Genomic DNA, 21258 nt, shown 5'->3' on the forward strand with positions numbered 1-21258 from the left:
GAGCAGAGGGGGCCACGTTTGAGCACGGTCCCTTGATGCGACCATGGTGGGCGTGGCAGGTATGCGAGGAAGACAGACGGTGCGGGACATGGTGCTCTCGATGGCGGTGATCGGTGCCGTCGTCGCGGGTGTGTACATGTTCATTCCGCACGACGACAAGGCCGACCCCATCAAGGCGGTCGACTACCGGGTGGAGCTTTTGACTGCCCGGCGCGCGGCACCTTACCCGGTGGCCGCGCCCGAGGGGTTGGCGAAGGGCTGGAAGACGACCTCGGTCACCTACAGCCGAGCCGAGTCGAACGCCTGGCACCTCGGCTTCCTCGACCCGGACGGCCAGTACGTCGCGATCGAGCAGTCGACCGCGGCGGCCGGAAAGTACATCGCCAAGGTCAGCCACCAGGCCAAGAACACCGGGAAGACCCAGGCGGTGGGCGGCGAGACCTGGCAGCGCTGGGAGGGCCCGAAGTACGACGCCCTGGTGCGCGACGGCAAGGGATCGACGACGGTGGTCACCGGCACCGCGTCGTTCGAGCGGCTGGCGGAGATGGCGGGCGCGCTGAAGTCGGAGAAGGCCCCCTCGCCGAAGAGCCCCTCGCCGTAGAGCCCGTCCTCGAAGAGCCCGTCCCCGACGAGCTCCTCGCCGTCAGGGGCGGGCGGGTAGCTGCTCCACCGGCAGGTGTCCGGCCGGCCCGGGCGGCAGCTGCCCGGCCGGTAGATGCCCGGCCGTCACGTGCCCGGCTGTCACGTTCGCACTCGGCAAGTGCTCGCCCGGCAGGTACTTGTGGATGTGCTCCCGGGGGATCTTGTCCGTCGTCAGGAGCAGTCCCAGCACGAGGGGCCGGTCCCGGGACACGGAGGTGATGATCCACCCTTCGTCCGGCCCGTGTCCGACGACGCCGTACCAGTTCCGCCCAGGGAGTTCGACGGGGTTCTGGTCGCAGCGGTCGAACACCGACCAGACGACGGCGTACTGGTCCAGGTAGAAGTAGAACGGCAGCGAAAACGGCAGGCCGGGGCAGAGTTCGGACTCGTACGGCGTCGGCCGAGGATGTTCGCGTTCGTTCAGGTGTGTTCGCTGTACGGGCAGAGTGGTCGGCGGTTCGTGCCGTCCGGAACTCCGGCCGAGGGACTCCTGGATGCGCCGGTGGTCGGCATCCTGCGCGAGCGCCCGCCCCGGCGTCTGATCGCGCACCTGGGCGCTCTCGAGGGCGTCGTGGGCGTGGCCTTGGCGGCGGCCGTGGCCCCGTTCCTGCTCCTGCTCCTGCATCCGGTCGCGGGCCTGGCGGCGGGCCTGCTTCTGCAGGTGCTTCGCCACCCGCCAGCGGCTGCGCCAGTGCGCGCGGATCCTCTCCCGCTCGGCCATGGGGGCCTCGGCGGAGATGAGCTGGACGACTCTGAGGGCGACGTCGTGTGACGGCAGTCGCTTGCCGTTCAGCGCGTCGCTGATGGTCGACTTCGCGAGGGTGCGGCCCGGCAGCTGCTTGGAACGGTTCACCAGGCTCTGCAGGGTGAGCGAGTCGTACGTGCTGTGCAGTGCGTTGAGATCCGCGGCGAACGTCTCGAGCACGCGGGCGAACTCTGCCTCCGCGCCCTCGTCCTCGGCTGCGGGCCCTTCCGGGCGCGGTGCCATGTGCTCCATCCTTACGCGCCGAAACGACAGTGAGACAGGCATCGTAGACGCGATGTGACGCTTCCATCACACTGTGCTCGTCAGAGGCGCGTTGCTGATGCACCCGAGGTGCATCAAGGGCGTTCGACGTCGTCCCGTCGAACGAGATCGGGCGATCTGCGACAGCCGGGTTTGTGCGCTCGATTGAGGCGATCGCGCGCTGGTCCGCTGAGCTTTGCGGCATGGACAACGACGACGCGCAGAGCGCGTCCAACGAGCGGCCTCCCGATCGGCTCGGGGAGGCGATCGCCATAGAGCTCGGCGCGATGGCCGGCCAGTCGGTCCCGTTCACCGGAGTCTGCCCGGTGACCGGCGCCGCCCTCTACGGCGCGGACGACGGCCCCTGCCTCGCCCGGTGGAGCCGGCGGTGAGGCGGGTGCGGTCGGCCATGGCGAAGGCCCCCGAGCTAAAGGCCCCCGAGCTAGGGGTGCTCAGGGGCCTGCGGTTCTTCTCGCGTGCGTCGGCCCGTGCGGCGACGAGCGGCTCAGACGGCGGTGACGACGTCGTCGTACGACAGCCGCGGGGAGCGGTCGTGCCACGCGTTCTCGGCCGGCCTGCCGATGTTGACGATCATCACCGGGGTGTGGTCGTCGTCCAGGAACTCCTTCTGCACGCCCGCGAAGTCGAACCCGGTCATCGGACCGGCGGCGAGCCCGGCGGCGCGGAGGCCGACGATGAAGTAGGCGGCCTGCAGCGCGGCGTTCATGGCCGCGGACTGCTCCCGGACCGGGCGCTCGGAGAAGAACAGCTCCTTCACCTGAGGGATGTGCGGGAACAGGTGGGGGAGCTCCTCGTGGAACTCGTTGTCCGCGGTGAGGATGGCGACCATCGGAGCGGAGGCGGTCTTGGCCCGGTTGCTCTCGGCGAGGTGGGGGAGGAGCCGCTGGCGGGCCTCGTCGGAGCGGACGAGGACGATGCGCATCGGGTTCTGGTTGAAGGCGGTCGGACCGTACTTGACGAGGTCGTAGACAGCCTGCATCTGCTCCTCGGTCACCGGCTCGTCGGTGAACGCGTTGGCGGTACGGGCCTCGCGGAAGAGGAGGTCCTGAGCAGCGGCGTCGATCACGAAAGACATTCGGCGAACCTTCCAAGCAGCAATGGATCAAGCGATGACCTCACCGTACGTCGAGATAGATTAAATTTCAACTAATAGGGGAGCGTGGTGCTCCACTTCACAGGGGGTGGGGCGTCGCGCGCTGCGAGGCGGGGCGCGGGCGGGGCGCGGGCTGGGCGTCGCGGGCGGGTCGGACCTGCGGCGACGGCTGTGGGGGCGGGGCAGTGCAGGGCGGGGGATGGCCCGGCGGGCGGGCGGGGTCGGTGCGCGTGAGGGTCTGGCGGCTGTGCGGGACCCGGCGCGAGGGCCCGGTGGCCGGGCGGAGCCGGGACGCGATGGGGCCCGGCGGCTGGTGGGCCGACGGGCCGACGGGCTGGCGGGCTGGCTGTGCGGGGGGAGGGCGGAGGGGCGGCCTGCGCCGGGAGGGCGCGCGGGCCGGGGTCGCTGGGAGTGCCGAGCGGTCGCCCGCGGGCCGTCGTATGGCTGGGGCGCGGGAGGACCGTCGTGCGGCTGGGGTCGTACGACGGGCACCGGGCCCGCCGGGTCTTATACCGGCAGGCGGGGGTCGCCCGCTGGTCGCCAGGCCGGCCGGGGGCCGACGTCGGCTGGCCGGGTCGCACGCCGGGCCAGTTGGCCGGGGTCGTATGCCGGGCCCGCCGGTCACCAGGCGGACTGGCCGGGACCGCAGGACGAGCACCAGGCTCGCCGGGGGCCCATACCGGCTGGCCGGGATCGCCTGCCGGCACCGGGCACCAGGCCCGCCGGCACCCCGGCGGTGGTGGGCGCGGCGGCTGCGCCCTCGGCCGCCCCCGCGCTACTCCTGCTCCGCCTCGCCGCCCTCGTCCCGCGCCGCCAGCGCCGCGTCCAGGCGGGCGCGCGCGCCCTCCAGCCAGTGGTGACAGAGCTTGGCCAGGTCCTCGCCCCGCTCCCACAGAGCCAGCGATTCCTCGAGCGTCGTGCCTCCCGCCTCCAGGCGGCGTACGACCTCGATCAGCTCGTCCCGTGCCTGCTCGTAGCCGAGCGTGGCCTCGTCCGTGTCAGCAGCCATGACGTCCACCCTATGCGTGAGGTGTGACAACGACGCTCACTCCGCGACCCGCACCGAGAACTCCCCCTCGGAGACCCGCGCGCGCAGCTCCTCGCCCGCGGCCACCTCCTCCGGAGAGCGGACGACCGAGCCGTCCTCCCGCTGCAGCACCGCGTACCCCCGCTCCAGAGTGGCCGCCGGCGACAGCGAGAGCACGCGCGCGCGTGTGTGCGCCAGTTCTGAGTCGGCGCGGTCCAGCAGATGCCCCAGCACCCGCCGGCTGCGCGCGAGCAGCGCGTCCACCTCGGACTCGCGCTCCTCCACCATCCGGTGAGGATGCTCCATGGAGCGCCGCCCCAGCGCGTGCGCCAGCCCCCGCTCCTCGCGGTCCAGCAGCCCCCGCACGGTCCGCAGCGCGCGGTCGCGCAGCTGCCGCACCCTGTCCAGCTCCTCGCCGACGTCCGGGACGACCTTCTTCGCCGCGTCCGTCGGCGTCGACGCCCGCAGGTCGGCCACCAGGTCCAGCAGCGGCGAGTCGGGCTCGTGCCCGATCGCGGACACCACGGGCGTACGGCAGTGAGCGACCGTCCGCACCAGTTGCTCGTCCGAGAAGGGCAGCAGATCCTCCACGCTGCCCCCGCCCCGCGCCACGATGATCACGTCCACGTCGGGGTCGGCGTCCAACTCCTTGACCGCCTGGACGACCTGGGCCACCGCCCGCACTCCTTGCACCGCCACGTTCCGCACCTCGAAGCGGACCGCGGGCCAGCGTCGGCGCGCGTTCTCCAGCACGTCTCGTTCGGCGGCCGAGGCCCGCCCGCAGACCAGTCCCACCCGGTGCGGCAGGAACGGCAGCGACTTCTTCCGATCGAGGGCGAACAGCCCCTCCGCTCCCAGGGTCCGCTTCAACTGCTCCAGCCGGGCGAGCAGTTCGCCGATGCCCACCGGCTTTATCTCCACCGCGCGCAGCGACAGCTGTCCCCGCGGCGCGTACCACTCCGGCTTGGCGTGCACGACGACCCGCGCACCCTCCGAGACCACGTCCGCCACCGCGTCGTACACCTGCCGGAAGCACGTGACGCTCACCGAGATGTCGTACGAGGGGTCGCGCAGGGTCATGAACACGACCCCCGCGCCGGGCCGCCGCGACAGCTGGGTGATCTGCCCCTCCACCCAGACCGCCCCGAGCCGGTCGATCCACCCGCCGATGAGCCGGGACACCTCGCCGACCGGCAGGGGAGCTTCCGCGGACGTGTTGAGAGCCATAGGGGCGAGCGTAACGGCCGCGTACGACAACGCCCCCTGCCCCGCGCCCCTTACTCCGCCCGCCGTCGCCGTCGTCGTCGCCTTAGCGCGGACACCCGCGTCGTCTCCGCGCGGACAGATGCCTGGACGGCCTCGACAGCCAGTCCGGTTGTCCGGTGAGCACTGGTAGTCGGGGTAGTCGGGTGGTCCTGGCAGCATGGCTAGGCCGGCAGGCATCGCGAGAGCTAGTCGGGCAGCCTCTGCGCGTCTCCGCGACCCCACTGCACCGACAGCACGATCAGCCCCACGCCCAGCCACACCGCGCCGACCGCCTGCGCCGAGGCCGACGCCTCCTTGATCACCGCGATCGTCACGGCCGCGCCCAGAGCAGGCGCGACGAGATGCCGCAGCCAGTGCGGCGGGCCCTCCATCCGGCGCACCACGAACCAGCCGATCACGCTCGCGTGGAGCAGCGTGAACGCTGTCAGCGCCCCGACGTCGACCACGGACACCAGACGGTTCAGCCCGTCGTCGTGCCGCGCCGCCCACACCGCAGCGACCATAGTCACCGCCGCGGCCAGCAGCAGAGCGAGCCGCGGCACGCCCGAGTCCGTACGGGACAGCACACGCGGCAGCCGCCGGTCCCGCGCCATCGCGAAGAGCAGCCGGCCGGCCGCCGCCTGCCCCGCCAGCGCCGCGAACGCCGCCCCGATCGCCTTGCCACGCGCAGCATCTGGGCGAAGCTCCATGCGGTGAGGGCCATAGCGATCGTCGCGACGACGTAGACGGCCGCCACCGCGCCGTGGGACTTGGCATCGAGGGCGCCGAAGACGCCGACGGGGGCCATGGGCGCGATGAAGAGCAGTCCATAGATGAAGAGCAGTCCATAGACGACGAGGTCCCGGAATCCCAGCGTGCGCCGCAGCCCGCGGCGCCCGTTCCCCTTCGCGTCCTTTCCACTCCTTCCCGCGCTGTCCCCTATATCTCCCATGTCCTCCCTTTCCTCCGTTCTCGGTGCCCTCTCCTCTCCCTCTCCTCGGTTCGCGCTCTACGACTCCGGAACGAGTACTTCCGCAGGCTCCGGCGCGTCTGCGGAGGTCATCGCGGTCTCTCCATCGCTCCAGCACAGGCGTACGCCCCGGTCTCAGCAGTCTCAGCCCGACGGGTGATCTCTCGCCTGTTCTGGGCGGCCTTACGATGGGGGGCATGACTGCAACGACTCCTGCCCGACGCGTCCTGCTCGCCGCTCCCCGTGGCTACTGCGCGGGAGTGGACCGTGCCGTTATCGCCGTCGAGAGAGCCCTGGAGCAGTACGGCGCGCCGATCTATGTGCGCCACGAGATCGTCCACAACAAGTACGTCGTCCAGACCCTGGAGAAGAAGGGCGCGATCTTCGTCGAGCAGACGGCGGAGGTCCCCGAGGGATCGATCGTGATGTTCTCGGCGCACGGCGTCGCGCCGACCGTCCACGACGAGGCCGCGGCAGGAAAGCTCGCGACCATCGACGCGACCTGCCCCCTCGTCACCAAGGTCCACAAGGAAGCCGTCCGCTTCGCCAACGAGGACTTCGACATCCTCCTGATCGGCCACGAGGGCCACGAAGAGGTCATCGGCACCTCCGGCGAGGCCCCGGACCACATCACGCTGGTCGACGGCCCGGCCGACGTGGACAAGGTCGAGGTCCGCGACCCGTCGAAGGTCGTCTGGCTCTCCCAGACCACGCTCTCCGTCGACGAGACCATGGAGACGGTCGACGCGCTCAAGGAGAAGTTCCCGCAGCTGATCTCCCCGCCGAGCGACGACATCTGCTACGCCACGCAGAACCGCCAGATCGCCGTCAAGCAGATGGGCGCGGAGGCGGACCTGGTCATCGTGGTCGGCTCCAAGAACTCCTCGAACTCCGTCCGGCTGGTCGAGGTGGCGCTGGGCGCCGGCGCCCGCGCGGCACACCTGGTGGACTTCGCGTCGGAGATCGAGGAGTCCTGGATGGAGGGCGTCTCCACGGTCGGCGTGACCTCGGGCGCGTCCGTCCCGGAAGTGCTGGTCGAGGGCGTGCTGGAGTGGCTCGCGGAGCGGGGCTTCGAGGACGTCGAGATCGTCAAGGCGGCGGAGGAGTCGATCACCTTCTCGCTGCCGAAGGAGCTGCGCCGCGACCTGCGCGCGGAGGCGGCGAAGCTCGCGGGCGAGTAGCCCTCTGCCGGTTGGCGCCCGCCGACGACCTGGTCGTCGGCGGGGCCGGGCTGTCCGCGGCCGGTCGGCGGCGTCCGGGCCGGTGCGACAGGGTGCGAACCTGTTCGCCCCTGTCCGTTATCGCCGGTCCGTATCACCGGTCCGCGCGGCCATCGCCGTTCGTACGTCCCCGATCTGTGAACTCGGGCGGTGACTGCCAGGGGCTGCCCGTAACGTTGTGTCCATGAACGTGTTCGGAGTGGACATCGGCGGATCCGGCATCAAGGGCGCTCCCGTGGACCTTGAGCGCGGCGACCTGGCGGAGGAGCGCCGCAAGGTGCTGACCCCGCATCCGGCGACGCCGGCCTCGGTGGCGGACGCCGTCGCCGAGGTCGTGAGCGATTTCGGCTGGTCGGGCCCGGTCGGCATCACCTTCCCCGGCGTCGTCACGGACGGCGTCACCCGCACAGCGGCCAATGTCGACAAGGGCTGGATCGACGTGGACGCCCAGAAGCTGCTGGGCGATCGGATCGGCATGGAGGTCACCGTCCTCAACGACGCGGACGCGGCGGGGATCGCGGAGATGCAGTTCGGCGCGGGCCGCGGGCGCAAGGGCACGGTGATTCTGCTGACGTTCGGCACGGGCATCGGCAGCGCGCTCTTCCTCGACGGCCGCCTGGTCCCCAATACCGAGCTGGGTCATCTGGAGCTGCACGGCCATGACGCGGAGAAGCACGCGTCCACGAAGGTCAAGGAGGACGAGGACCTGAGCTGGCCGCACTGGGCGCGCCGGGTCCAGAAGTACCTCCACCACGTGGAGATGCTGTTCTCGCCGGAGCTGTTCATCATCGGCGGCGGAGTGAGCCGGAAGGCGGACAAGTTCGTGCCGCTGATCGAGGGCGTGCGGGCGGAGATCGTCCCGGCGGAGCTGCGCAACAACGCGGGGATCGTGGGGGCCGCGATGGCGGCGACGGAGCGCTAGACGGGGCGCGAGACGAGGCGCTGGACGGAGCGAGCCGCCCCGCGTGCGCGACGCGCGCCGTTCGACTGCGCTGGTCGACGGTCGGCCGCGCTGGGAGGGCTCGTCAGCCGCGGTGCCTGGGGCCGGTCCCGCCGTCGACGCCGGCTCCCGCACCTGTGCCCGTGCCTGTGCCCGTGCCAGTGCCCGTGCCCTGCCCTTGGCCGGTTCCAGGCCCTGGACCGGGTCGGCCGCGCCGCTGGCGGCGGCTCATCATCCGTACCTTCCGTACGCACGTGATGAGCCCGGCGATCAGCGTGCCGCCGTAGAGCCATCCGGCGTGCACGGCGAGCGCTGTGACCACCGCCATCGTCTGCCCGCCGAAGCCGCCGGTCCCGCCCGAGATCGGCACGATGCCGACGGCGAAGGCGATCGGCACGCTGATCGGCGCGCTGACCAGGTCGGCGCCGCGCACCCAGAGCGCGGTGAGGGCGCTGACCGGCAGGAAGAGCACCCCGTAGACGACGGCCGAGCCGTCGAAGAGCAGCCAGACGAGGCCGCCGATCGCGAGCATGGTCGCCGCTCCGAAGAGCCCGGCGCCCAGGCCGGTCAGCCGGGGGTTGGGCAGCCTGCGCAGCGCGAGGACCACGGGCGGCGCCGTCCGCGGACGCGTCGGGGGCACTCGGTAGACGGCGGGGGCCTCGGCGATGACGCCCTGGGGCGCGAGGGGCGCTTGAGGGGAAAGAGGGGGCTGCGGCCGCTGTCGGCGCTGACGGGGACCTGATCTGTGCTGCTCCACACGAACAACGTAGGTCGCGGGGCAGGAATAACCAGGTACGGGACACGCCTTTTGGGTGACCTTGGCGTTGAGTTCGACCGGCCGGGGCTGAGGGGGCGCCCCGGCGAGGCTCCAGGGCGGGGCGGTGCCGCCGGACGGTCGCAGTCGCTGGGCGTACCTCTTCGCGCCCCCTCGCCTGCCCTCGAGGGATCTTCCAGCACACCCCCACTCCCTGCCCCTGCCCCTGAGGGGACTTCCGGCACGCTCCCACCCCTGCCCCACCGCCCCGTCGGCCCTTTGTCCCCCGGGCTTATCCTCCTCACGGCCCCGCTTCGCCGCCTCCTCGCAGCTCCCGTCGCTGGCCGGCTTGACCCGCCCGTAAACTGGGGGATCGGCCCACCTCCGGGCCGTACGGCCATCAGCCAGACCTCCGCCGGACCTCACCGCCGGACCTCACTCCAGGAAGTCGCCAACGTGTCGCTCACGATCGGAATCGTCGGCCTGCCGAATGTCGGCAAGTCGACCCTGTTCAACGCCCTGACCAAGAACGACGTGCTGGCGGCCAACTACCCGTTCGCCACCATCGAGCCGAACGTCGGCGTCGTCGGCGTCCCGGACGCACGCCTCGCCACGCTCGCCGAGATCTTCAGCTCGCAGCGGATCCTCCCGGCGACGGTCGACTTCGTCGACATCGCGGGCATCGTGCGCGGCGCGAGCGAGGGCGAGGGCCTGGGCAACAAGTTCCTGGCGAACATCCGCGAGTCCGACGCGATCTGCCAGGTCATCCGCGCGTTCAAGGACGAGAACGTCGTGCACGTCGACGGCAAGGTCTCGCCGAAGGACGACATCGAGACGATCAACACCGAGCTGATCCTCGCGGACCTCCAGTCCGTAGAGAAGGCGGTGCCGCGTCTGCAGAAGGAGTCCCGTCTCCAGAAGGAGAAGGTCGCCGTCCTCGCTGCGGTCGAGTCCGCGCAGAAGATCCTCGAGTCCGGCCAGACGCTCTTCTCGGCGGGCATCACCAAGGGCACCGAGCAGGGCGACCTGCTGCACGAGCTGCACCTGCTCACGACGAAGCCGTTCCTCTACGTCTTCAACGTGGACGAGGACGAGCTGGTCGACGAGGACTTCAAGAACGAGCAGCGCGCGCTGGTCGCCCCGGCCGAGGCGATCTTCCTCAACGCCAAGATCGAGTCCGAGCTGATCGAACTCGACGACGACGAGGCGCTGGAGCTCCTCCAGTCGATGGGCCAGGAGGAGCCGGGTCTGGCCACCCTGGGCCGCGTCGGCTTCGACACCCTGGGCCTCCAGACCTACCTGACGGCGGGCCCGAAGGAGACCCGCGCCTGGACGATCAAGAAGGGCGCGACGGCTCCGGAGGCGGCCGGTGTGATCCACACCGACTTCCAGAAGGGCTTCATCAAGGCCGAGGTCATCTCCTTCGCGGACCTGGTCGACACGGGCTCGGTAGCGGAGGCCCGCGCCAAGGGCAAGGCCCGCATGGAGGGCAAGGACTACGTGATGCAGGACGGCGACGTGGTGGAGTTCCGCTTCAATGTGTAGCGGGTGACTAGCCGCCACGTCGCTGATCTTGCAACGTGCAGGTCAGAAGGGGTCCGACTCTCCGGAGTCGGGCCCTTGGTTTTTCCCGTGCTGGGATGGTCGCTGGGATACCTGGCCCGTCGTAACCGGCCATCACCCCTGTGGTCGCCGTGACAGTCCACCACGGCGTCTTGAGTCCGTTCGTCTCCAGGGCGGGCTCGACCGTGCCCGCCCCCACACGGACCGCGCCAGCCGCTCCCCCCCCCCGCTCAGATGCCGTCCACCGAAGCCACCGAGAACGGCGTCTGCGGGACCCCCGGTCCCAGTGGTCCCCCCTTGTCGAACTGGGAGCGGACCACCAGGAGGCGGCCCGCCCTGTGGAGCAGGGTCGTCGGGGCCTGGAGGGTGGGGTCGGAGAGTTCCGCGGTCTGCCACGCCCGCGTGCCGTCCGGGGAGACGTGCCAGCGGGTGAGTTTGTTGCGGAAGTTGTGGGCCGCCCATAGCGTGCCGTGGCGGAGTTCGAGGCCGTCCGCGCTCAGCATCGTGCCGCCCTTGAGGGTCACCCGGCGCGTCGTGCCCGATGCGAGGTCGACGCGGTAGAGGGTGCCCGCGCTCATGTCGGGGGTCAGCAGGTAGCGGCCCGTCGGGTCGGCGACGATGCCGTTCAGCGTGTACTGGCTGCGGTCGGGGCCGATCGCCGGGGTCAGGTCGTAGCGCGTGGCGAGCGTGGCGCGGCCGCTGCCCGCCATGGTGCGGGACAGCTGGGCCGGGGTCACGCGGTAGATCACCGCGCGCACGCTGTCGGTCAGATACGCCGTGCCGTCCGGGGCGATGACGATGTCGTTGACGAATCGGGCCCCCTCGCCGGGCACGTCGAAGCGGGCGAGCAGTCTGCGCTTCCGGATGTCGTACACCGAGACGCCCGCCGTGGAGTCGGTGACCCATAGGCGCCCGGCGCGGTCCGCCTTCAGGCCGTTGGCCGTGGAACGGCCGTCCGTGCCGGCGGGGAGGAACACCTTCGCCGTGCGGTCGCCGGAGGCGGCGCGGTAGACCGCGCCGGTGGTGTACGAGCCCACGTACACGTCCCCGTTTCGCGGGTCGGTCGCGATGCCCTCGGGGTAGGCGCGGTCGCCGGGCAGCGCGTAGGCCGTGCGGATCTTGGCCGGGCGAGGGGACGTCGTCGCATCTGTGGAGCCTGTCCCCTCCGTCGCCTGGGACGACGACGCGAGCGGGAGGGCGAGGCAGAGGGCGAGGGGGAGAGCCAGCAGGGAGCTGCGGAGAGCGCGGGGCATGATGCCTCTCTGTTCGAACTCAGGTGGATGGGTGAGTCGTAACAGTAATTAGAGTTCTAATACTCGTCAAGGTTCGCATGGTCAGTGCGCTCGATACGATGCGGAGATGACGTCTATGCCCGCCGCCGAGCGCCTCGGTTCGCACATCAAGCGCGCCGAACGGGCCCTCGGCGCCACCAAGCACGCCGTGCTCAAGCCGGCGGGCCTGACCGTCCCGCAGTACGCCGCCCTGCTCGTCCTCTCGGAGAGCCCCGGCATCTCCGCCGCCGCGCTGGCCCGCGCCTGCGGGGTCACCCCGCCGACCATGAACACCGTGCTGAAGAACCTCGAGTCGCGCGGCCTCATCGAGCGCAGCCCGCACCAGTGGCACAAGCACGTCCTGGAGGCCCGGCTGACCGAGGAGGGCAAGGGCGTCATGGCCGACGCGGACGAGCGGGCCGTGCGCGTCGAGCGCGCCCTCGCCGCGGAGTTCACGGACGAGGAGCGGGAGTCGCTCGTCGCGCTCCTGGGACGCTGCGTCGACCTTCTGGAGTCGGTCCGGCCCTCGTCAGGCTGATCGACGCCCGCGGCAGAGCCGCCGAGGGCCCTCGGAGGGCTGTCGGAGCACGGCCAGATGTGTGTGCGAGGCTCAACTCGACGAAAAGGAGCGGCACATGTCGTACCCCGACCCGAAGTACGTCGAGGGCAAGGGCGAGATCTCCGCGGAGTTCCGGCCCGCGAACACCCCCGCCGACCTCCAGTCGAAGAACGGAAGCCGCACGCAGTACCTGGCCACCGCCGCCTCCACCGGCGGGGAGTTCGGGCTCTACCGGGTGGACATGGCGCCCAAGGCGGGCGGCCCCAAGACGCACTTCCATAGATCGATCTCGGAGTCGTTCTTCGTCATCGACGGCACCGTCCGCCTCTACAACGGCGAGAGCTGGATCGACGGGAAGGCCGGCGACTTCCTGTACGTCCCCCAGGGCGGCCTGCACGCCTTCCGCAACGACTCGGACGAGCCGGCCTCGATGCTGCTGCTCTTCGCGCCGGGCGCGCCCCGCGAGGAGTACTTCGAGAAGGTCGCCGAGGTCGCTGCCGAGTGGTCGCCCGAACAGCAGGCGGAGTTCTTCCTCAAGCACGACACCTACTGGACGGACTGACCCTCTCCCCGGCGGGACCGAGACCCGGGCGGGACCGAGACCCCGGCGGGACCGATCCCCCCGGCGTGACCGGCACACGCTCCCCGGCGTGGCCGACCCCGCGTCGGACTTAGCCGGCTGCGCGATCGGCGGGCGCGGGCGCGAGGCCCGTCTTGAGGCCGGCCCCGCAGAGCGGCACCACGGCCGTGCGGTCGGTCCACCCGCCCGCCGCGGCCCAGCAGGCCACGCCCGTCGACTCGACGAACAGCCCGCGGGCGGCCAAGTCCAGCTGTGCCGCGCGGATCTGCTCCTCCGTCACCGTCAGGAACGTCCCGCCGGACTCGCGTACCGCCCGGAGGATCTGGCGGGCCCGCGGCGGCCTCGGGATCGCGATGCCCTCGGCGAGGGTGGGGCGCGGCTGCGGGGCGTCGTCGAGGAGGTCCTCCGCGCCCGCCCGGAACGCCGCCGCGAGCGGGGAGACCGCCTCGGCCTGTACGGCGACGAGGGCGGGGCGCTCGTCGATCAGCCCATGGGCGAGGAGCTCGGCGACGGCGAGGGACGCTCCCAGCAGCAGGGTGCCGTTGCCGACCGGGACGACGATCGCCTCGGGCAGCCGGCCGCCGAGGTCCTCCCAGAGCTCGTATACGTACGTCTTGGTGCCGTGCAGGAAATACGGGTTGAAGACATGGCTCGCGTAGAACGTGCCGGGTTCGTCGGCGGCGGCGCGGGCCGCCGCGGCGGTCGCCTCGCGGTCGCCGGGCACGAGTTCGAGGTGCGCGCCGTGCGCCCGGATCTGCTCGGCCTTCTTGGCGGACGTGGACTCGGGGACGTATACCGTGCAGTCGAGGCCGGCTCGAGCGCAGTAGGCGGCGAAGGCGGTGCCCGCGTTGCCGCTGCTGTCGGCGATCACCCGGCGCGCCTTCAGCCGGCGTGCGAGCTCCGCGAGCATCACCGCGCCGCGGTCCTTGAAGGAGAGCGTCGGCATCAGGAAGTCGAGCTTCGCGGAGACGGTGTCCGTGAGCGGGACCAGCGGAGTGCGGCCCTCCCCGAGGGTGGCCGCCGGGGCGGAGAGCGGCAGCGCCTCTTCGTAACGCCACAGTGAATTCACTCTGTGCGCAAGAGACTTGAGGTCGACGGCGGAAGCGGCGAAGTCCAGGTCCCATGGACCGCGGCATTGCGGGCAGCACCAGGGGGCGGACTCGACCGGGGCGCGGTTTCCGCAGGCGGGGCATACGTAGGAGGTCATGGGTCCCCAGCATGGCAGTTGTGTGGCACACGTGTTACGGCACATCCGAGGCTCTTGTGTGATTCCTATGGATCGGTCAACCTTTCGATCGACAGGTGGACTTGGGCGGCTCGGGCTCGCGCCGATTTCTTGTCATGATCCTGTCGAAAACCCCCACAGCAGCGCACCACCTATGAGGAGGACCCCTCACATGTCTGTGATGCGTACATCGCGACGAAGACTCGCCTCGACGAGCGCTATAGCCGTCGCCGCGCTCGCGCTCGGCGCGGCCTCCGCCCTCCCGGCCCTCGCGGCCGAGTCGGCGCCCATAGGCGTCATCGAGAACGCCGGCGCCCCGGGAGTCATCGCCGGCAGCTACATCGTCACCCTCGACGAGTCGGCGGCCGACGCCGGCTCCAAGGCGGGCAAGGCGCTGGCGGCCGAGTACGGCGCGAAGATCAAGAAGACGTACAACGCCGCGCTGAACGGCTACGCCGTCGAACTCTCCGAGGCGCAGGCCAAGAAGTTCGCCGCGGACCCGGCCGTCGAGTCCGTCGTGCAGAACCGCGTCTTCAAGGTCTCGGGCACCCAGCCGAACCCGCCGTCCTGGGGCCTGGACCGGATCGACCAGAAGGCCCTCCCGCTCAACCAGAGCTACACCTACCCGGACAGCGCGGGCGAGGGCGTCACGGCGTACGTCATCGACACCGGCGTACGCATCACCCATAGCGACTTCGGCGGTCGCGCCTCGTACGGCTACGACGCCATCGACAACGACAACACGGCGCAGGACGGCCACGGACACGGCACGCACGTCGCCGGAACCGTCGCCGGGTCCTCCTACGGCGTGGCCAAGAAGGCCAAGATCGTCGGCGTCCGCGTGCTCAACAACCAGGGGTCGGGCACCACCGCGCAGGTCGTCGCCGGCATCGACTGGGTGACGCAGAACGCCGTCAAGCCGGCGGTCGCCAACATGAGCCTCGGCGGCGGCGTCGACACCGTCCTCGACACGGCCGTGCGCAACTCCATCGCCTCCGGCATCACCTATGCCATCGCGGCGGGCAACGACAGCTCCAACGCCTCCAACAGCTCGCCTGCCCGCGTCGCCGAGGCGATCACCGTCGGCTCGACGACCAGCACCGACGCCCGCTCCAGCTTCTCCAACTACGGCAGCGTGCTGGACATCTTCGCGCCGGGCTCCTCCATCACCTCGGCGTGGAACAGCAGCGACAGCGCCACGAACACCATCTCCGGCACCTCCATGGCCACCCCGCACGTCGCGGGCGCCGCCGCGCTCTACCTCGCGACGAACAAGACCGCGACGCCGGCGCAGGTCTCCACCGCCCTGACCACCGCCGCCACCAGCGGCGTCGTCGGCAACCCGGGCACCGGCTCGCCGAACCGCCTGCTGTACGTCGGCACCGGCGACACGCCCCCGCCGGGCAAGAGGTTCGAGAACACCGGCGACTACGCGATCAGCGACAACGCCACCACCGAGTCCCCGGTCACCGTCAGCGCAGTCGCGGGCAACGCCCCGGCCACGCTGCAGGTGCCGGTCGACATCAAGCACACGTACATCGGCGACCTGAAGGTCGACCTGATCGCCCCCGACGGCACGGCCTACAACCTGAAGGCCTACGGCTCCGGCGGCAGCACGGACAACATCAACACCACCTACACGGTGAACGCGTCGTCCGAGGCGGCCAACGGCGTCTGGAAGCTGCGGGTCAACGACAACGCCCGGTACGACACCGGGAAGATCGACTCCTGGGCGCTGCAGTTCTGAGCGTCCGCGTGATCCATAGGCGAGCGCCTGGGGGAACTCCTGGGCGAACCCCGGGGCGAACGCCTCGATGAACGACGGGGGCGGCCGCTATAGCGGCCGCCCCTCTCTCGTGTTCGGCACCGTCCGGGCTCATGGCCGCCCGTGTTCGACTTCGTTCGACTCCGGGACGGCGGACGGCGCCGCCGTCTCGAGCAGGGAGCGCATCGCCTCGATCGGCAGCGCCGGATTCGCCGCGGCCGACGACGCGAGCTCGTCGTCGTCGAGCAGCGCCCGCAGCCGGTCGGCCGGAAGCCGTGGATGGCGGGCGGCGGCTGCCCTGATCGCGCTGTCCTGGTCGCGGGTCAGTCGGTCGGCGAGGTCGGGGGAGAGCCCCGGATCCAGCGTGGCCAGCCAGCGCAGCAGTGGATCCTCGGCGTCGGCGAACCGTTCCGCCAGCCCCTCGACCGGGAAGCCGGGCAGCTCGGCGAGCCGCTGCCGGTACGTGCGGGTGTACTCCAGATAGCAGCGCAGCAGGAGCGCCGGGGGAGCGGCGGGATGGTTCTGGGCGAGCAGGACGCGTACGCCCAGGTCGTCGTCTTCCACGAGGACGGCCGCCAGCTCGTCGGGCAGGTCCGGGTCCGCGGCGGCCCTGCGGCGCAGGAGCGGGTGCGCGGAGGCCGCGTACCCCGCGAGGACGGCCGGGTCGCGCGGCAGCCTGCGGTGATGCTCCGCCGGCTCGAAGTCCTCGTCCGTCGCGACGGCGTAGTCGATGGTCGCGCGCTCCTCCTCGGTGAGCTCCGGGCGCACGGACACGGCCGTTCGCACGCCGGGGTCGGCGTCGCGGGCGAGCCTCCACAGGACCGCGGGGTCCAGCTCGTCGCGGCGGGCGACCTCCAACCTGACCTTGGGGTCGGGGTGTTCGGCGATACGGGCCACCAGATCGGGCGGGGTGCTGTAGTTGTGCGCGAACGCCCAGGCGTGGCCCTCGCCGTCGTCCTCGGAGTCGGCGGCCAGCCTGCTCTCGATCTCGGCGCGGGGAAGACGGCAGTTGACCAGGAGGTGGGTCAGGTGGTGTCCGAAGGCCGTCGGCAGCTGGCGTGCCGTCTCCTCCTCGTCGTACCTGGCCGCGGACGCCGCGGCCGACTTCCGGACCTCGGGATGCGGGTCGGCGAGCAGCGCGGCCCTCCGCTCCTCCGGGAGGTCCTCCCACACGTTGGTCGCCCAGCGGCGCACCGAGGCGATGGGGTGCGTCGCGTACGCGTAGTACAGCCGCCACGGGATCTGACGGGACGCGACGAGCTCGCTCAGCTCTTGACCGTCGTACGTCGTGATCATGCGCTCCACGACCCAGTCGGGCAGCGGGCGCGCCACCGCCTCCCACGACCGGTGCGGCCCGCTGGCGAGCTTGGCGCGGACGAGCCAGTGCGGGTTGTCCACGACGCGCCCCCGCAGCTCCCCGTCCACATGCGGATTGCGGGCGAGCCCTCCCGGCAGCCGGGGGTGCTCATGGCGCACGATCGCGTCGAGGAGCGGCTCGGGGTACTCCCTGCGGTCCATGGCGAGCGCGGACCAGGCGTCGGAGTACTCGGGCTCCAGAAGCCGCAGCAGTACGTCCAGGGGCGATGCGGGATTGACCGCGAGGCCCTTCAGCGCTGAGGACCGCCTCTCCGTCTCTGCGCCCGGCTTCGGCACGCCGGTCATCGCTCGCCGCCCGGACGGTGCGGCGGCCGGCCGATCCTCGCTCTCGCGTCGGCGGACGCGGGCGTCGGCTCCGCGATCCAGCCCGCGGTGAGCACCAGACCCGAAGCCCTATGGACGGTCAGAAAGCCGAACGGCCGGTCGAGGACCGCCTGGACGCGCTGGGCGGTGTACGGAGCACGCGGCGGGGGCGCGGAGCCCGCGCGGGCGGCTATAGCGGTCACGGAGGCCGCCCGGAAGCCCCGCGCGTCGAAGGAGGCCATGGCCGACTGGCGCGCCGAGCCCACCGCCAGAGGACGGGCGCTGATCCCTGGGAAGTGACCCCGCGTGGCGTCCATGGCGGCCGTCAGGCCGAAGAGCGCTCCATGGAGCAGCAGATCGTGGCCGGCGGTCAGATCGAACGGCATGGTGCGCAGGGCGAGCGTGGGATCGGGCCTGTGGGCCTCGACGGTCCGCACCTCCAGCCCGGGTCCTGGCGATCCGTCGGAGAATCCGTCGCCGGGCACGGTCGGACAGGCGCCCGCGTGGGCCGCGAGGCCGCCCTGGAGCACGGCCGAAGGGCCCGCGTCCGGTGCGCCGAGGAGCAGCCGTACGTCGACCCCGGCGCCGCCGCGCACGGTGACCACGGTCAGCGGACCGTCGGCGGTCGCCGCCACGGACACGTCCTCCAGCCCGGTCGCCGTCCGCGAGAGCACGGCGACCTCGCGCCCGGCCCACGGCCCGCTCGCGGGGACCGTCGCGCTCGGCGCGAACGGCTTCGCCCACTGGGTCCGCACCGCCTGGGCGGCCGCCAGCACCAGCTCGGTGTCCTCACCCGCCTCCGCGGGCATGGACTCGATCATTCCGTCCGTACGGTCGTGGGCCCAGGCGTCCAGCGCCCGCTGATCGGCGGCCTGGTCACCGCTGAACCGGCCCAGAGCGCCCGCGGGCAGGCGCCCTGACCACTCCTCGCGCAGCGGGAGCCCGGGCGCGGCCCAGAGGCCGACCGCCGAGCGCACGCCCTCCATGGCGTCGAGCGCCGCCAGCAGCTCCAGCGCCGCCTGGGCGGCGTCCTGCGCGGGCACGCCGACCGCGGCCTCCAGCTCGGCGCGGGCGGGTCCGTCCGCGCCGTCCAGCATCAGCGCCAGCAAGGGCCAGACCCCGGCGGCCGAGAAGACCGTGTGGGCGGTCGGCTCCAGCTCGGCCGCCCACCGTGCCGTCAGCCGGTTGACCCCGTCGGTGGCCGCCTTCGTCGCACTGCTCGTCAATCGCATACCGCCCCCGTCGCGCCAGCGCATATGATCCGCGCGCCTGTTCGCATTCGCGTGAATCTCGACGAGGAGCACCGTACCCGTGTACCCATCCGCCCCGGGCTGGCAGCCGTACCCGCAGTACGCACCCAAGCCCCCGCCGGTGAACGGCCTTTCCATCGCCTCCCTCGTGGTCGGCATCGTGTGCTGCGTGCCGCCGCTCGGACTGGTCTTCGGCCTGATCGCCCTCGGCCAGATCAAGCGGAAGGGCCAGCGGGGCACGGGCATGGCGATCGCGGGCTCGATCCTCTCCGCGATCAGCACGGTCCTGGTGGTGACCTCCATAGCGACCGGCTGGGCCGGGGACGCCTGGGACGGCTTCCGCAAGGGCATGGACGACGCGTCCCGCTCGCGCAGCACGCTGGACCTGCGCACGGGCGACTGCTTCCGGGTTCCGGGAGAGGAGCTGGAGGCGGACACGGAGAGGGTCACGATCGTGGACTGCGAGCTGCGCCACGACGCGGAGGTCACCGGAGGGTTCTCGCTCGGCGAGTCCGAGTCCGAGTTTGATTCCGGGTCCGGGTCCGGGTTCCAGGACTGGCCGGGCGAGGCTGCCGTCGAGCCCATCGCGGAGGAGCGCTGCCAGAAGATCAACGACAGGTACACCGGGAGCGCCTCGGACCTTCCGGCGGGCGCGCAGCTCTACTACTACATGCCCAGCGCGCGCAGCTGGCGGCTGGGCGACGAGACGGTGACCTGCGCGATCGCCGACCCGGACGGGAGGCTCAAGGGGTCCGTACGCGCCGACTGACCCTGTCAGCCCGTGGCCGCGTGGCCATGTGCTCGCGACCGTGGCCACGCGTTCGCGACCGTAGGCACGCGTTCGCGACGTCTATGGGCGGCGGCAAGTCTCCACAGCGCCCATAGACGTCGCGAGACGCTCAGTGCCGGCCGAGCCCCCGGTCGACGGCCCGCATCAGCTCGCCGTCCGCGGTGTCCCCGTCCAGCGACCAGAACATCGCGCCGCCCAGCCCCCGCAGGCGGATATAGCCCGTCTTGACGCTCAGCACCTGCGGGTCGTCGTACGTCCACAGCGTGGTGCCGTCGAAGAGCCAGGCGTGACCGTTCCGCCGGTCGCGGTGGACCTTGTAGGTCCCCGAGTCGGCGAGCTTCTTCAGCTGCTCGTAGTCCTCGTAGCCCGCCGTCCAGGTCGCGGGCGCGGGGGCCGCGGCGGGCTGGTTCAGTCCGTCGCCGCCGCCGGTCACGCCCGTCCAGCCCTGGCCGTAGAAGGGCATGCCCATCACGAGCTTGCGGGCGGGCGTGCCGCGCCGCAGCCAGTCCCGGACGGTCTGGTCGACGCTGAAGTCGCCCTTGGCGAAGAGGGCGGAGTGCTGGGCGGTGGTCTTCTCGCCCGAGACGTGGAAGTCGTAGCCCTGGAGGTTGACGAAGTCCAGGTCGCGCATGATCTTGCGTACCTCGAAGCCCGCGTCGATCTTCTCGGGCGCGGTCGGCACGAAGGCGGTCAGCTCGTAGTGCTTCCGCTTCTCGGGAGCCTTCTCGAGGGACTTGGCGTACGCGTCGAGCTGGGTCCTGAACTCCCGTACCAGCGCGGTGAAGTTCTGCTTGTCCTCCGGGCGGAAGACCGTGTCCGTGTCGCCCGCCGAGCCAGGCCACTCCCAGTCGAGGTCGATGCCGTCGAAGAGCCCGGCGGCCGCGCCCGCTCCGCCGCGCGCGCCGTCGGCCGGCAGGTCGCCCTTGATGTAGAGGTCGATGCAGGAGGACACGAACGCTTTGCGGGAAGCTGGTGTGCGGGCCGCGTCCGAGAAGTGCGTGGACCAGCTCCAACCGCCCAGCGATATCAGTACCTTGAGACCCGGGTGCTTGGCTTTGAGCTCGCGCAGCTGGTTGAAGTTGCCCGCGAGCGGCTGCTCGGCCGTGTCGGCGACGCCGTCGACGGAGTCGGCCGCCTCCAGCGGGCGTACGTAGTCGGCCCAGGCGTCCGACTCGCCGGGGACGTTCCCGGTGAAGCACCTGCCGTCGGCGCTCACATTGCCGAAGGCGTAGTTGATGTGGGTGAGCCGGCTCGCCTGGCCGCTCGTGTCCATGTCCTTGACCTGGAAGTCCCGGCCGTAGACGCCCCATTGGGTGAAGTAGCCGACGCGTTTGTACGACGGTCTCCCGTGCCGTCCGTCCGCGGCCGCGCTGTGAGCCGACGCGGCGCTGACTTCGGCCGACGCGATGCTGACTTCGTTCGACACGGTGCTGTCTTCGGTCGACGCGGCGCCGTCCTGAGCCGACGCGGCGGGGGCGAGGACGGCCATGAGCGAGAGGGAGCAGACGGCAACAGCCGTACGGACAGAGGTTCTTCGACGCATGGGACTCATTCCTGTGCGTGTGCCGGAAGGTTTCCGCGAACGTGTCGTGCACGCAGGAACGTATTGGTCTGGACCATTGCGGTCAAGAGGGCGACCCGGAATGGCGGGGTGCGC

At 71.3% G+C, this 21258-nt stretch carries 19 protein-coding genes and 1 pseudogene; 9 read left to right on the top strand and 11 right to left on the bottom strand.

All coding sequences use genetic code 11. The annotated features are described in order from the left end of the window. Positions 1–52: 52 nt before the first annotated feature. Positions 53–601, top strand: a complete 549-nt coding sequence (locus AB0M39_RS10560; protein ID WP_365362378.1) for a DUF4245 domain-containing protein — start codon at positions 53–55, stop codon at positions 599–601. A gap of 42 nt (positions 602–643) precedes the next feature. Here AB0M39_RS10560 and AB0M39_RS10565 read toward each other — a convergent pair whose 3' ends face one another. Further along, a complete protein-coding gene (locus AB0M39_RS10565) occupies positions 644–1630 on the bottom strand; it encodes a hypothetical protein (RefSeq protein ID WP_365362380.1) in 987 nt (328 codons plus the stop codon). Between the two features lie 221 nt (positions 1631–1851). Here AB0M39_RS10565 and AB0M39_RS10570 point away from each other — a divergent pair, with 221 nt between their 5' ends. Continuing rightward, positions 1852–2040: a hypothetical protein gene (locus tag AB0M39_RS10570; RefSeq protein ID WP_365362382.1), complete on the top strand. Its 189-nt coding sequence runs from the start codon at positions 1852–1854 to the stop codon at positions 2038–2040. A 113-nt stretch (positions 2041–2153) separates the two neighbouring features. Here the strand turns inward: AB0M39_RS10570 and AB0M39_RS10575 are convergent, their stop codons facing one another. The 4 genes and pseudogenes from AB0M39_RS10575 to AB0M39_RS10590 all read right to left on the bottom strand — a co-directional run bounded on the left by AB0M39_RS10575 (position 2154) and on the right by AB0M39_RS10590 (position 5986). Continuing rightward, entirely contained in the window at positions 2154–2744 is a 591-nt protein-coding gene (locus AB0M39_RS10575) for a malonic semialdehyde reductase (protein WP_365362384.1), read from the bottom strand. A gap of 793 nt (positions 2745–3537) precedes the next feature. Further along, positions 3538–3771: an exodeoxyribonuclease VII small subunit gene (locus AB0M39_RS10580; protein ID WP_365362386.1), complete on the bottom strand. Its 234-nt coding sequence runs from the start codon at positions 3769–3771 to the stop codon at positions 3538–3540. A 36-nt stretch (positions 3772–3807) separates the two neighbouring features. Then, entirely contained in the window at positions 3808–5016 is a 1209-nt protein-coding gene (gene xseA / locus AB0M39_RS10585; protein ID WP_365362388.1) for an exodeoxyribonuclease VII large subunit, read from the bottom strand. 224 nt (positions 5017–5240) lie between these two features. After that, a pseudogene (locus AB0M39_RS10590) lies at positions 5241–5986 on the bottom strand (hypothetical protein). A 206-nt stretch (positions 5987–6192) separates the two neighbouring features. Here AB0M39_RS10590 and AB0M39_RS10595 point away from each other — a divergent pair. Together AB0M39_RS10595 and ppgK are read left to right on the top strand one after the other, a co-directional pair. Further along, positions 6193–7185, top strand: coding sequence for a 4-hydroxy-3-methylbut-2-enyl diphosphate reductase (locus AB0M39_RS10595; protein WP_365362390.1), 993 nt, complete (start codon positions 6193–6195; stop codon positions 7183–7185). 223 nt (positions 7186–7408) lie between these two features. Further along, positions 7409–8146 (top strand): polyphosphate--glucose phosphotransferase, encoded by a 738-nt coding sequence (gene ppgK, locus AB0M39_RS10600; protein WP_365362392.1) that lies wholly within the window; start codon positions 7409–7411, stop codon positions 8144–8146. 103 nt (positions 8147–8249) lie between these two features. Here the strand turns inward: ppgK and AB0M39_RS10605 are convergent, their stop codons facing one another. Continuing rightward, positions 8250–8831, bottom strand: coding sequence for a DUF6542 domain-containing protein (locus AB0M39_RS10605; RefSeq protein ID WP_365362440.1), 582 nt, complete (start codon positions 8829–8831; stop codon positions 8250–8252). A gap of 543 nt (positions 8832–9374) precedes the next feature. On the opposite strand from AB0M39_RS10605, the gene ychF reads away from it, so the two are divergent. Beyond that, entirely contained in the window at positions 9375–10463 is a 1089-nt protein-coding gene (ychF, locus tag AB0M39_RS10610; protein WP_365362394.1) for a redox-regulated ATPase YchF, read from the top strand. A 248-nt stretch (positions 10464–10711) separates the two neighbouring features. On the opposite strand, the gene AB0M39_RS10615 is transcribed toward ychF, so the two are convergent. Further along, positions 10712–11734 (bottom strand): superoxide dismutase, encoded by a 1023-nt coding sequence (locus AB0M39_RS10615; RefSeq protein ID WP_365362396.1) that lies wholly within the window; start codon positions 11732–11734, stop codon positions 10712–10714. 106 nt (positions 11735–11840) lie between these two features. On the opposite strand from AB0M39_RS10615, the gene AB0M39_RS10620 reads away from it, so the two are divergent. Both AB0M39_RS10620 and AB0M39_RS10625 read left to right on the top strand, forming a co-directional pair. Next, positions 11841–12290, top strand: a complete 450-nt coding sequence (locus tag AB0M39_RS10620; RefSeq protein ID WP_365362398.1) for a MarR family transcriptional regulator — start codon at positions 11841–11843, stop codon at positions 12288–12290. Positions 12291–12387: 97 nt separating this feature from the next. Beyond that, on the top strand, positions 12388–12873 hold the full coding sequence (locus AB0M39_RS10625) for a cupin domain-containing protein (protein ID WP_365362400.1): 486 nt from the start codon (positions 12388–12390) through the stop codon (positions 12871–12873). Positions 12874–12982: 109 nt separating this feature from the next. Here the strand turns inward: AB0M39_RS10625 and AB0M39_RS10630 are convergent, their stop codons facing one another. Continuing rightward, a complete protein-coding gene (locus tag AB0M39_RS10630; protein ID WP_365362402.1) occupies positions 12983–14098 on the bottom strand; it encodes a pyridoxal-phosphate dependent enzyme in 1116 nt (371 codons plus the stop codon). A 190-nt stretch (positions 14099–14288) separates the two neighbouring features. Here AB0M39_RS10630 and AB0M39_RS10635 point away from each other — a divergent pair, with 190 nt between their 5' ends. Further along, positions 14289–15863: a S8 family serine peptidase gene (locus AB0M39_RS10635; RefSeq protein WP_365362404.1), complete on the top strand. Its 1575-nt coding sequence runs from the start codon at positions 14289–14291 to the stop codon at positions 15861–15863. A gap of 129 nt (positions 15864–15992) precedes the next feature. On the opposite strand, the gene AB0M39_RS10640 is transcribed toward AB0M39_RS10635, so the two are convergent. Both AB0M39_RS10640 and AB0M39_RS10645 read right to left on the bottom strand, forming a co-directional pair. Beyond that, positions 15993–17543 (bottom strand): translation initiation factor 2, encoded by a 1551-nt coding sequence (locus AB0M39_RS10640; RefSeq protein ID WP_365362406.1) that lies wholly within the window; start codon positions 17541–17543, stop codon positions 15993–15995. Beyond that, positions 17540–18793 (bottom strand): serpin family protein, encoded by a 1254-nt coding sequence (locus AB0M39_RS10645; RefSeq protein ID WP_365362408.1) that lies wholly within the window; start codon positions 18791–18793, stop codon positions 17540–17542. The genes AB0M39_RS10640 and AB0M39_RS10645 overlap by 4 nt, the downstream gene beginning before the upstream one ends. Positions 18794–18872: 79 nt before the next feature. Here AB0M39_RS10645 and AB0M39_RS10650 point away from each other — a divergent pair, with 79 nt between their 5' ends. Beyond that, a complete protein-coding gene (locus AB0M39_RS10650; RefSeq protein ID WP_365362410.1) occupies positions 18873–19580 on the top strand; it encodes a DUF4190 domain-containing protein in 708 nt (235 codons plus the stop codon). Positions 19581–19710: 130 nt separating this feature from the next. Here the strand turns inward: AB0M39_RS10650 and AB0M39_RS10655 are convergent, their stop codons facing one another. Further along, the gene (locus tag AB0M39_RS10655; RefSeq protein WP_365362412.1) at positions 19711–21144 is read right to left on the bottom strand and encodes a glycoside hydrolase family 18 protein; all 1434 of its coding nucleotides are present in this window, start codon (positions 21142–21144) and stop codon (positions 19711–19713) included. Positions 21145–21258: the final 114 nt, after the last annotated feature.

Origin of the sequence: Streptomyces sp. NPDC051907 (assembly GCF_040681075.1) — a bacterium.
Taxonomy (GTDB): Bacteria; Actinomycetota; Actinomycetes; order Streptomycetales; family Streptomycetaceae; genus Streptomyces.